The 11,809-nt window shown below is 74.3% G+C and carries 9 protein-coding genes; 6 read left to right on the top strand and 3 right to left on the bottom strand.

What is annotated here, in order from left to right; genetic code table 11:
* Positions 1 to 198 precede the first annotated feature (198 nt).
* Positions 199 to 729 carry a SixA phosphatase family protein gene (locus KC207_RS14765; protein ID WP_211604081.1) on the top strand — a complete coding sequence of 177 codons (531 nt, stop codon included), beginning with the start codon at positions 199 to 201 and terminating at the stop codon, positions 727 to 729.
* 43 nt (positions 730 to 772) lie between these two features.
* Here the strand turns inward: KC207_RS14765 and KC207_RS14760 are convergent, their stop codons facing one another.
* Complete coding sequence (locus KC207_RS14760; RefSeq protein WP_211604080.1) at positions 773 to 1,747, bottom strand: SDR family NAD(P)-dependent oxidoreductase; 975 nt, start codon at positions 1,745 to 1,747, stop codon at positions 773 to 775.
* Positions 1,744 to 2,187 carry a MarR family winged helix-turn-helix transcriptional regulator gene (locus KC207_RS14755; protein ID WP_211604079.1) on the bottom strand — a complete coding sequence of 148 codons (444 nt, stop codon included), beginning with the start codon at positions 2,185 to 2,187 and terminating at the stop codon, positions 1,744 to 1,746. The genes KC207_RS14760 and KC207_RS14755 overlap by 4 nt, the downstream gene beginning before the upstream one ends.
* A gap of 103 nt (positions 2,188 to 2,290) precedes the next feature.
* On the opposite strand from KC207_RS14755, the gene KC207_RS14750 reads away from it, so the two are divergent.
* From KC207_RS14750 to KC207_RS14735, 4 genes are read left to right on the top strand one after another with little or no spacing between them, the layout of a single operon-like run.
* Complete coding sequence (locus KC207_RS14750; protein WP_211604078.1) at positions 2,291 to 4,366, top strand: MMPL family transporter; 2,076 nt, start codon at positions 2,291 to 2,293, stop codon at positions 4,364 to 4,366.
* 1 nt (position 4,367) lies between these two features.
* A complete protein-coding gene (gene ilvD / locus KC207_RS14745) occupies positions 4,368 to 6,077 on the top strand; it encodes a dihydroxy-acid dehydratase (RefSeq protein WP_211604077.1) in 1,710 nt (569 codons plus the stop codon).
* The gene (locus KC207_RS14740) at positions 6,070 to 6,876 is read left to right on the top strand and encodes an ABC transporter ATP-binding protein (protein ID WP_211604076.1); all 807 of its coding nucleotides are present in this window, start codon (positions 6,070 to 6,072) and stop codon (positions 6,874 to 6,876) included. Before ilvD ends, KC207_RS14740 begins: the two co-directional genes overlap by 8 nt.
* Position 6,877: 1 nt before the next feature.
* Positions 6,878 to 8,446 carry a hypothetical protein gene (locus tag KC207_RS14735; protein WP_211604075.1) on the top strand — a complete coding sequence of 523 codons (1,569 nt, stop codon included), beginning with the start codon at positions 6,878 to 6,880 and terminating at the stop codon, positions 8,444 to 8,446.
* Positions 8,447 to 8,495: 49 nt separating this feature from the next.
* Here the strand turns inward: KC207_RS14735 and KC207_RS14730 are convergent, their stop codons facing one another.
* Positions 8,496 to 9,584 (bottom strand): hypothetical protein, encoded by a 1,089-nt coding sequence (locus tag KC207_RS14730; RefSeq protein ID WP_211604074.1) that lies wholly within the window; start codon positions 9,582 to 9,584, stop codon positions 8,496 to 8,498.
* 372 nt (positions 9,585 to 9,956) lie between these two features.
* Between KC207_RS14730 and KC207_RS14725 the strand changes: the two genes are divergently transcribed.
* Positions 9,957 to 11,807, top strand: a complete 1,851-nt coding sequence (locus KC207_RS14725) for an acetolactate synthase large subunit (RefSeq protein WP_249138771.1) — start codon at positions 9,957 to 9,959, stop codon at positions 11,805 to 11,807.
* Positions 11,808 to 11,809: the final 2 nt, after the last annotated feature.

The raw sequence follows: 11,809 nt of genomic DNA, 5'->3' as shown, positions 1-11,809 counted from the left end.
GAGACGTTCGTGGTCGACGTGAGCGCGCTGGCCGGTCGGGCCGGGCTGGTCCGCCGGGTGGAGCCACGAGCATCGCTCGGTTCGTCGCTCCGAACTCGGACCGGGACGCGGATGGCGGGGACACCGAGACGCCCGCGTCCGCTGCGGAGACCCGGCGCAGGGGCTGACGCGATCCCTCGACGGGGTGCATCATGGAGGATGACCCGCGCAGCCCGTGACCGCACCCTCGTCCTGCTCCGGCACGCGAAGACGGAGGAGTCGAACCCGGGGGGTGACCACGACCGCGAGCTGACGACCCGCGGCCGCCGCGACGCCGCGGAGGCGGGCCGCTGGCTGTGCCGGACCGGCATCGGCATCGACGAGGTCCTGTGCTCGACCGCCGAACGGGCGAAGCAGACGTGCGAGGCGGTGTGGGAGGCCGGCTGCAGCGAGGGCGAGGTGCACCACGACCGGCGCATCTACAACGCCTCGGCCGAGGGCATCGTCGACGTCATCCGGGAGGCCGACGACGACGCCGACGTCCTCATGGTCGTCGGCCACGCCCCGGGCATCCCGGCCCTCACCGAGCTGCTGGCCGACGGGGAGGGCAGCGACGAGGGGCACCGGTTGCTCGCCGAGGGCTTCCCGACGTGCGGCCTCGCCGTCCTGCACTACGCGGGCCGCTGGGGCGAGCTGGCGTTCGGGGACGCCCGGCTCGAGCGCTTCCACGTCGCCCGCGCCGACGGCTGACCGCACGGCGACGGCCGGCCCGCACCGGAAGGGGCCGGTTCGCTCAGCCGTCGAGACCGGTCGCGCCGAGCACCCACCGCAGGTGGTCCTCGACGTCCACGGGACGAGGTCGCGTCCGCCCGAGGACGTGCGTCGGCCGCGGCCGCCGGTCGTGCCAGAGCCGGCCACCGGGTGGTGTCGGCTCGGTCGCGACGACCCACACCGTGGTGTCGGCCCCGGCGGCGTCACTGCGCAGGACCGGGCGCAACGCACGGGAGAACGTCGGCAGGGACGCGTCGAGCCCGGCCGTGCGGGCCCACCCGGGATGTGTCGCGTGGACGGTGACGCCGTGCGGCGCCCAGCGCTCGGCGAGGGTGGGGAGCAGCTCGACCTGGCCGCGCTTGCTGCGTGCGTAGGCGACCGATCCGCTGTACTCGCCACGGACGTACTCGGGGTCGTGGGCGGCGAGCCGCTGGGTGTACATCCCCCCGGAGGTCACGAGCACGACGCGACCGGCCTCCGGGGCCAGGGCCGGCAGCAGCCGCTCGGTCATGAGGACCGGTCCGAGGACGTGGAGCGCCTGGGTCAGCTCGTGCCCCTGCGGTGACTCCGTGCGGGTCGGCGGCAGGGCGCCGGCGTTGTGGACGAGCGCCCGCAGCGGTGTCCCGTCGGCGACGAACGCGTCCGCGAACGCGCGGACCGCGTCGAGGTCGGCGACGTCGCATCGCCACACCCGGGCCTCGCTGCCCGCGGCCCGCACCTCGCTCGCGACCCGCTCGCCCTTCGCCATGTCGCGCACGACGAGGTGGACGGTGGCGCCGAGCGCGGCGAGGTCGAGGACGGTGCGCCGGCCGAGGCCGCCGGAGGCGCCCGTGACGGCGACGTGCCGTCCGGCGAGCACCCCGGGCCGGGGGTCGGCGGGCCAGCCGGGCAGGCGGCGCCGGACCCCGAGCCCGAGGGCGGTGAACCCCGGCGCGACGGTGCGGTCGAGGGCGACGTCGACGGCCCGGGAGAGCGTGGCCGCGGGGCCGCCGGTCACGTGAGGGACCGCATCGCGGCGGTCGCCCCGCGCAGGAAGCGCTCGACGACCTCGCGCTCGGCGGGGGAGAGGGCGGCGTCGGTGCGGGCCAGCCCCTCGAACATCGGGGCGAGCCGCCGGGCGACCTCGAGCCGACCCGCGTCGGTGATGACGACCTCGGTGCGGCGGCGGTCCTGCGGGTGCGGCCGGCGCTCGACGTGCCCGCGGCCCGCGAGCCGGTCGACGACCCCGGACGAGGCCGCGCTCGTCACCCCGAGCGCCCTCGCGAGGTCGACGGGCCCCATCGGGCTGCTCGAGAGATGCCGCAGCGCATGCAGCTCGGAGGTCGAGAGCCCGGCCTGCCGGGCGACCTCCTGGGGCAGTCGGCCGGCGACCTCGACGAGCTCCTGGAGCGCGTCGAGCGTGCTCGACCCCTCCCACGAGGGGACGACGCGAGCCATGGCCTCGCTTGCGGGACGGTGCTGACGGTCCGTAATATCACTCACCAACTTAGTCATCAGGTGAATCACCTGTTGTCTCGACTCTACCAACGGAGGCCCTCTCGTGGGACGCGTCGCCGACCTCGTCACCCGCCGGTGGGTGGCCGGCATCCTCGCCCTCGTCGCCCTGCTCGGCGCCGGCGCCGTCATCGGCGTCGTCGGCCAGCCGGAGACGCCCGACGACCCGCTGAGCGCGCTCCCGCTCGGCTCCGACAGCCGCGCCGCGGCGGAGCTGCGCCAGCAGCTGCCCGACGACCAGGGCTCGGCCGCCGTCGTCCTCTTCACCCGGGACGCCGGCCTCACCGACGCCGACGTCACCGCCGTGCAGGAGCGTGTGCGGGCCCTGCCGGGCGCCACCGGCATGCCGCCCCAGCGCAGCGACGACGGCACGGCGGCCGTCACCGTCGTCCCCGTCGAGGCCGGTGACTCGACCCGCACGGCGGAGACCGTCGCCGAGATCCGGGACGTCGCCGCGAGCGGCCTGCCGGACGGCCTCACCGCCCAGGTCACCGGCCCCGCGGCGATCCAGGCCGACCTCGCCGACGTCTTCGCCGGGGCCGACGTCCGGCTCCTCCTCGCGACGGCCTCGATCGTCGCGGTGCTGCTCGTCGTCACCTACCGCAGTCCCGTGCTGTGGCTCGTCCCGCTCACCGTCGTCGGTGTCGCCGACCAGCTCGCGGCCGTCGTCGCGATCCGCACCCTCGCCGCCATCGACGTCACGTGGGACGAGTCGACGGTCGGGATCCTCTCGGTCCTCGTCTTCGGTGCCGGGACCGACTACGCCCTCCTGCTCATCTCGCGCTACCGCGACGAGCTGCGCACGACGCAGGACCGCCGCGCCGCGATGGCCCACGCCGTCCGGCGCACGACCGAGGCGGTCGTCTCGAGCGCCTCGACCGTCGTCCTCGGGCTGCTCACCCTCCTGCTCTCGGCCTTCCCGACGACGCGCGGTCTCGGCCTCGCGTGCGCCGTCGGCGTCGTCGTCGCCGCCGTCTTCGCCCTCGTCGTCCTGCCGGCCGCCCTCGTCGTCTTCGGCCGGTGGGTCTTCTGGCCGAAGGTGCCGCGGGTCGGGCAGTCCGGGCTCGCCGACGCGCGCTCGCCGTGGCGTCGGGTCGGTGACGCGGTCGCGGCCCGGCCGGCCGGCGTCGTCACCGTCGTCGTGCTCGCGCTCGCCGTCGCCGCGGGCGGGATCACCCAGGTCCGTTCCGGGCTCTCGACCGAGGACCAGTTCCTCGACACCCCCGAGTCGATCACCGCCCTCGAGCGGTACACCGAGTCCTTCCCCGCCGGGTCGGTGGACCCGGCGGTCGTCATGACCCGGGGAGACGGCGAGGACCTCGCCGCCGCGGTCGCGGAGGTCCCCGGCGTCGAGTCGGCCCGGGTCGTCGCCGAGGGCGACGGCGTCGCGGAGGTCGACGCCGTCCTCGCGGGGGCGCCGGGCTCGGAGGAGGTCCGGCAGAACGTGCGCGACCTGCGGGCCGCCGTCGCGGACCGGCCGGACACCCACGTCGGGGGGACGGAGGCCGAGGCGGTCGACTCCGCCGACGCCTCCTCGTCCGACCGGCTGCTCATCCTGCCGCTCATCCTCGCGCTGGTGCTCGTCGCGCTCGGCGGGCTGCTGCGCAGCGTCGTCGCACCCCTGGTCCTCGTCGCGACCGTCGTCGGCACCTACCTCGCGAGCCTCGGCATCAGCTGGGTGCTCTTCACCCAGGTGCTCGGCTTCGACCGGCTCGACGAGAGCGTCCCGCTCCTCGCGTTCGTCTTCCTCGTCGCGCTCGGCGTCGACTACAACATCTTCCTCGTGACCCGCGCGGCCGAGGAGGCCCGTGAGCACGGCTCCCGCGAGGGCGTCCTCCGGGCGCTCGCCGCGACCGGCGGGGTCATCACGAGCGCGGGCGTCCTCCTCGCCGCCGTCTTCGCCGTCCTCGGGGTCCTGCCGCTCGTCGTCCTCGCCCAGCTCGGCGTCGTCATCTGCGTCGGCGTCCTGCTCGACACGCTCGTCGTGCGGACCCTCCTCGTCCCGGCGGCGGCCGTCATCCTCGGCGACCGGTTCTGGTGGCCGCGGCGGCTCGGCGGTCCGGACGTCCGCCCCTCGGTCGGTCCGCGGGACGTCCCGCAGGAGGCGGACGCCCGAACCTAGGATGACGGCCATGACCTCCACGCCGGACATCAAGCCCCGCAGCCGCGACGTTACGGACGGTCTCGAGCGCACCGCCGCCCGCGGGATGCTCCGCGCCGTCGGTCTCGGCGACGACGACTTCGCCAAGCCGCAGGTCGGTGTCGCGAGCTCGTGGAACGAGATCACCCCGTGCAACCTCTCGCTCGACCGGCTCGCCCAGGCCGTCAAGGACGGGGTGCACGCCGGCGGCGGCTACCCGCTGGAGTTCGGGACGATCTCGGTGTCCGACGGGATCTCGATGGGCCACGAGGGGATGCACTTCTCGCTCGTGAGCCGGGAGGTCATCGCCGACTCGGTCGAGACCGTCATGAACGCCGAGCGGCTCGACGGCTCGGTGCTGCTCGCCGGGTGCGACAAGTCGCTGCCCGGGATGCTCATGGCCGCAGCCCGGCTCGACCTGTCCTCGGTCTTCCTCTACGCGGGCTCGATCCTGCCCGGCATCGCCAAGCTGTCCGACGGGTCCGAGAAGACGGTGACGATCATCGACGCCTTCGAGGCCGTCGGTGCGTGCTCGCGCGGGCTCATGTCCCGCGAGGACGTCGACGCCATCGAGCGGGCGATCTGCCCCGGCGAGGGCGCCTGCGGCGGGATGTACACCGCGAACACGATGGCCTCGGTCGCCGAGGCGATCGGGATGTCGCTGCCCGGCTCCGCCGCCCCGCCCGCGACCGACCGGCGTCGCGACGGGTTCGCCCGCAAGTCCGGCGAGGCCGTCGTCGAGCTGCTGCGCCGCGGCATCACCGCGCGCGACATCATGACGAAGGAGGCGTTCGAGAACGCGATCGCCGTCGTCATGGCCTTCGGCGGGTCGACGAACGCCGTCCTCCACCTCCTCGCGATCGCGCACGAGGCCGAGGTCGACCTCACCCTCGAGGACTTCCGCCGGGTCGGCTCCCGCGTCCCGCACCTCGCGGACGTCAAGCCGTTCGGTGAGTACGTCATGACCGACGTCGACCGGGTCGGCGGCGTCCCCGTCGTCATGCGCGCCCTGCTCGACGCGGGCCTGCTCCACGGGGACTGCCTCACCGTCACCGGCCGCACGATGGCCGAGAACCTCGCCGACATCGCCCCGCCGGACGTCGACGGCAAGGTCGTGCGGGCGATGCGCGAGCCGATCCACGCCACCGGCGGCATCACGATCCTCCACGGCAGCCTCGCGCCCGAGGGTGCCGTCGTGAAGTCCGCGGGCTTCGACTCCGACGTCTTCGAGGGCACCGCCCGGGTCTTCGACGGCGAGCGCGGGGCGATGGACGCGGTCGCCGACGGCTCGCTGCAGGCCGGCGACGTCGTCGTCATCCGCTACGAGGGTCCCAAGGGCGGCCCGGGGATGCGCGAGATGCTCGCCGTCACCGGGGCGATCAAGGGCGCCGGACTCGGCAAGGACGTCCTGCTCCTCACCGACGGACGCTTCTCCGGCGGGACGACCGGGCTGTGCGTCGGCCACGTCGCGCCCGAGGCCGTCGACGAGGGTCCCATCGCGTTCGTCCGCGACGGCGACCCGATCCGCCTCGACGTCGCGCAGGGCACCCTCGACCTCCTCGTCGACGAGGCCGAGATGGAGCGCCGCCGCGCCGAGGGGGCCACCCACCCCGAGCCGAAGTACACCCGGGGGGTCCTCGCGAAGTACCGGCGGCTGGTCCGCAGCGCGAGCATCGGCGCCGTGTGTGACTGACCCCGGGGGAGCGGTCGGGTCCGGGGGGACGGGCGGTCCGGCACTCGAGCTCGACGGGCTCGTCAAGGAGTTCCGCGGCCGCCGGGTCGTCCACGGGCTCTCGCTCACCGTGCCGCGGGGGTCGCTCTTCGGGCTCGTCGGGCCCAACGGCGCCGGCAAGACGACGACGCTGTCGATGGCGACCGGTCTCCTGCGACCCACCGCGGGGGTCGCCCGCGTCCTCGGGCTCGACGTCTGGGCCGACCCCGCCGCGGCCAAGGCCGTCATGGGTGTCGCGCCCGACGGGATGCGGCTCTTCGAGCAGCTGTCCGGCCGCGAGCTGCTCCACTATGTCGGCGGGCTGCGCCGGATGCCGCACGAGGTGACGGCGGCGCGGGCGGAGGAGCTCCTCGGGGTGCTCGACCTGAGGACGGACGCCCGGACGGTCGTCGCCGACTACAGCGCCGGGATGGTGAAGAAGATCGGGCTCGCCGCGGCGCTCATCCACGCCCCACGGCTGCTCGTCCTCGACGAGCCGTTCGAGGCCGTCGACCCCGTCTCGAGCGAGACCGTCCGCACGATCCTGCGCCGCTACGTCGCGACCGGCGGCACGGTCGTCATGTCGAGCCACGTCATGGAGCTCGTCGAGGGCCTGTGCGACCGGGTCGCGGTCGTCGCCGACGGCCGGGTCCTCGCCGACGACACCGTCGCCGCACTCACCGCCGGCGGCAGCCTGCACCGGCGCTTCCTCGAGCTCGTCGGCGCCCGGGAGGGGGTCGGGGACGGTCTCGGCTGGCTCGGCACGGCGCCGGAGCCGTGAGGTGACCCTCCTCGTCGTCCGCCTCCGGCTCGCGATGTGGCGCTCTGCGATGACCCGCAGCGCCCTGCACCTCACCTCCTCCGTGCTCGGCGGGCTCGGCGCCCTCGCCGTCGTCGCGGTCCTCGGCCCGGCCATCGCCCTCCTCGTCCTCCAGCCGGAGCGGGTCGTGGCCCTCACGGTGCCCCTCTTCGCCTCGCTCACCCTGTTCTGGACCGTCCTCGCGCTCGCGGCGGCCGGGGTCGACAACGTCCTCGACCCCACGCGCTTCGCCGTGCTCCCGGTCCGCGCGTGGCCCCTGTCACGGAGCCTGCTCGCCGCGTCGTTCACCGGGATCCCCGCCGTGATGCTCGTCGTCCTGGCCCTCGCCCAGACGGTCGCCTGGACCCGCGGTCCGGGGACGGTGCTCGCCGCCCTGCTCGCCGCGGTCCTCGGCTGCCTCACCGCGGTCCTCGGGTCACGGGCGGCGACCTCGGTGCTGGCCGCCGTCATGGGCGGACGGACCGGCCGCCTCCTCGGCGCCGTCGTCGTCTCCCTCGTCACGGTGCTCCCGCTCGGCCTCAACCTCGTCGTGTCCCGCGGGGGCCTGGTCACCGACCTCGCCTCGTTCGACGCCCGGGGTGCCGCGGTCGCCGCCTCCTGGACCCCGGTCGGCTGGGCCTGGGCGCTGCCCTTCGACGTCGCGACGGGCCGCTGGGGGCCGGCGGCCGCCCACCTCGTCCTCGCCGTCCTCCTCGTCGCGGGCCTGTGGTGGGTCTGGGCGACCCGGCTGGCCCGGGTGCTCACCTCCCCGCTCACGACGAGCGGCGGCCAGCGCATCGGCCGGGGGCGGCTGCTGCCGGTCCTGCTCGGCCGCTCGCCCGTCGGGACGGTCGCGGCCCGCCGGGTGAGGGCCTGGTACCGGGACAGCCGGCTCGTGAGCATCGCCCTGCGCACCGCCGTGCTCCCCGTCTTCTTCGTCCTCCAGGCCGTCGTCACTGACCTCGGGGTCTTCGCGGGGATCGGGGTGGTGAGCCTCGGTGTGTTCGCCGGTCTCACCCTGATGAACGACCTCGCATTCGACGGCGAGGCCTGGTGGCTGCACGTGAGCACCGGTCTGCGCGGCCGGGACGACCGGCTCGGCCGCGTCGTCGCCTCCGTCGTCGTCTTCGGGCCCGTCGTCGCGCTGACGTTCGGCGTGTCCGCGGTCCTGGGCCTCGTCGACCCGGTCGTGCCGTGGCTCACCGTCACGGTGACGGCCTTCCTCGCCAGCCTCGCGCTCGCGACCCTCGTCGGCGCGGTGCTGCCCGGGACGGCGCCCCGGGTCGGGGGCAACCCGTTCGCAGCCTCCTCCGGCGGAGCCGCCCAGGGCTGCGCGCTCGCGCTGCTGTCCTTCGTCGGGCCCGCCGTCCTCGTCCTGCCCGTCCTCGTCCCCGCCGTGCTGACCCGCGGGACGGCGGGGGAGTGGGTGGTCCTCGTGGTCGGGGTCCTCTACGGGCTCGTCCTGCTCGCCGGCGCCGTCGTCCTCGGCGGCCGGTGGCTCGAGCACCGGGCCCCGGAGATGCTCGGACGCCTCGCGCACGCCCAGCTCTGACCTGCCGATCCCTCCGGGCCGGTCGGAGGCGGCGTCGTCGGTGTCGCCGTCAGCGGGCCTGCCGCAGGCCGGCCGGGTCCGCAAGCCGTCGCACGGCCGCCACCGGCGCCCACCGGTCGTGGAGGGTGACGAGGAGGGAGAGCAGGGTGAGGAAGAACAACGCGTCCCCCAGCGGGATCGACCCCGCCCCGAGGAGCATCCGGGCGAGGAGCACGAGCCCGACGTTGACGGCGAGCCGGGCGCCGAAGGCAGCGACGACCCCCTCGCGGCTGCCGATCCGCCGGACCGCGGCGAGGGTGACGGCGGTGTTCACGACGGTGTAGAAGCCGGTGAAGAGCAGGACCTCGAGGGGGGTGGCGTCGAGGTCGGGGAGGATCTGGCCGTAGATGACGCAGAGCAGACCGACGAGGAGCACCTGCTCGACGGTCGCCCAGGACCGCACGCGACGGTTGGCGATGATCCAGGAATCGCGCTCGTGCGCCTCGTCCATCTCCTCGGGGACCGGCTCCGCCGTCAGCCGCAGTGTGTGGTCCGGGGCGGTCAGCCGGGGGCGGACGAGGAGCAGGTACCCGCCGAGCAGCGCCGCGAGGAGCAGGACGAGGGCCGGGGTGAACCACGGGACGTCGCGCATCGTGTCCGTGAGGTCGAGCTGCGCGATGTGGATCCAGTACTCCTGCGGGATCTTGACGACGACCCACACGAGCGCGGCCGCGGCGAGCCACCACCGGGGGGAGTGCCGCTGCGGGTCCCACCGGGTCCGGACCGCCTCGTAGACGATGAAGAAGTACTCGAACGCGTTGGGGAAGAGCAGCAGCAGTGGGCGCCATCCGGTGAGCTCGAAGGCGACGACGCCGACCATCCGGTAGAGGAAGAGGAACCGGGCGATGTCGGCGGCGGCCGAGCGGGTCCAGTTGCGCATCGAGGCGAGGAAGGCGATGGCGAGGTAGTAGACGTCCATCGCCTTGTCGTAGCCCTGGTAGCCGGGCGGGTCGAAGCCGAAGGTCTGGAAGACCGTCTGGTCGACCCCGTCGACGACGAGGCAGCCGAGGATCGCCGGCAGCGGGTAGCGGGGGATCGCGAGCGGCAGGAGGAAGCGGACGGCCACGACGACGAGGAAGACGACGGTCTCGGTGGTCACCGGAGCCACCTCCGCTCGGGCCGGTGCGGACGGCACCGAGGCTAGACCCCGGGAGCGGACCCGCGCAGTCGCCCGACCGGCCGAGCCCGGACGAGGCGTCGGTCGGGCGTCCAGGGGTGCCCGACGGCACGGTCCCGGATCGTGGGACCGGGTGTCTCGCCGGTTGACACGGGGGCGGTCGGGGGAGACAGTGATCGCGTGGCTCGAGTCCTCGTACTTCGACAGCGCGCCTGACCGCACCACCAGGCGCGCTCCCTCCGACGTCCCCGCGCGGGACGGGAGGGTTTTTTTGTGCGCGGACCCGGACCCACCCCATCGGCGAGAGAGAACGGTGAGATCGTGAGCGACACCCGACCGGTGACCCCGGCAGCCCTGCACCCGGCCCCCACCCCGGCGCAGGTCGCGCAGCAGGCGCGCGCCCGCACCCCCGTCGAGGTCACCGGAGCGCAGAGCCTCGTCCTCTCGCTCGAGGCGATGGAGGTCGACACCGTCTTCGGCATCCCCGGCGGCGCGATCCTGCCGGCGTACGACCCGCTGCTCGACTCGGTCAAGGTCCGGCACGTCCTCGTCCGGCACGAGCAGGGCGCCGGGCACGCCGCCGAGGGCTACGCGTCGGCCACCGGTCGGGTCGGGGTGTGCATGGCGACCTCCGGCCCCGGGGCGACGAACCTCGTCACCGCCCTGGCCGACGCCTACATGGACTCCGTCCCCGTCGTGGCCATCACCGGGCAGGTCGCCTCGTCCGCGATCGGCACCGACGCCTTCCAGGAGGCGGACATCCGGGGCATCACGATGCCGGTCACGAAGCACAACTACCTCGTCACCGACCCCGCCGAGATCCCGCGGGTCATCGCCGAGGCCTTCCACATCGCGAGCACCGGCCGGCCCGGCCCGGTCCTCGTCGACATCTCCAAGGACGCCCTCCAGGCCCGGACCTCCTTCGCCTGGCCGCCGCGGATCTCCCTCCCCGGCTACCACCCGGTGACCCGGCCGCACGGCAAGCAGATCCGCGAGGCCGCCCGGCTCATCGCGGCCGCGAAGCGGCCCGTCCTCTACGTCGGCGGCGGCGTGATCCGCGCCGAGGCGTCCGAGGAGCTGCGCCGCTTCGTCGAGCTGTCGCAGATCCCGGTCGTCACGACGCTCATGGCCCGCGGCGCCCTGCCGGACAGCCACGAGCTGCACCTCGGCATGCCCGGCATGCACGGGTCGGTCTCGGCGGTCACCGGCCTCCAGAAGTCCGACCTGCTCATCGCGCTCGGCGCCCGGTTCGACGACCGCGTCACCGGCCAGCTGTCGACGTTCGCGCCGGACGCCAAGGTGATCCACGCCGACATCGACCCGGCGGAGATCAGCAAGAACCGCAAGGCCGACGTCCCGATCGTCGGGGACTGCAAGGCCGTCCTCACCGACCTCGCCGAGGCCGTCGAGAACGACATGGACGCCGGCACCGCCGGCGACTACTCGGCGTGGCGCTCCCGCGTCGCCGGCTGGAAGCGCACCTTCCCGGTCGGCTACACCGAACCGGCCGAGGAGGGCGCGCTCGCCCCGCAGTACGTCATCGAGCGGCTCGGGGCGATCGCCGGGCCCGAGGCGGTCTACGTCGCCGGGGTCGGCCAGCACCAGATGTGGGCCGCCCAGTTCGTGCAGTACGAGCGCCCCAACTCCTGGCTCAACTCCGGCGGGCTCGGGACGATGGGCTACTCCGTCCCCGCCGCGATGGGTGCCAAGGTCGGCGAGCCCGACCGCACGGTGTGGGCCATCGACGGCGACGGCTGCTTCCAGATGACGAACCAGGAGCTCGCGACCTGCGTCATCAACAACATCCCGATCAAGGTCGCCGTCATCAACAACAGCAGCCTCGGCATGGTCCGGCAGTGGCAGACCCTCTTCTACAACGAGCGGTACTCCAACACCGACCTGCACACCTCCGTCGGCTCCCGCGTCCCCGATTTCGTCAAGCTCGCCGACGCCTACGGCTGCGCCGGGCTGCGCTGCGAGCGGCCCGAGGACGTCGACGAGACGATCCGGCAGGCGATGGCCATCGACGACCGGCCGGTCGTCGTCGACTTCGTCGTCGAGCGGGACGCGATGGTGTGGCCGATGGTCCCCGCCGGGGTGAGCAACGACCTCATCCAGGTCGCCCGCGACACCGCCCCGCAGTGGGACCGCGAGGAGTCCGAGGCGGTCCCGCAGCCCACCGACGCCGACCACGACGGTCGCTGACC

The organism is Phycicoccus avicenniae, assembly GCF_018139485.1.
GTDB lineage: Bacteria > Actinomycetota > Actinomycetes > Actinomycetales > Dermatophilaceae > Phycicoccus > Phycicoccus avicenniae.
This window is presented reverse-complemented; position numbering and strand designations above follow the sequence as displayed.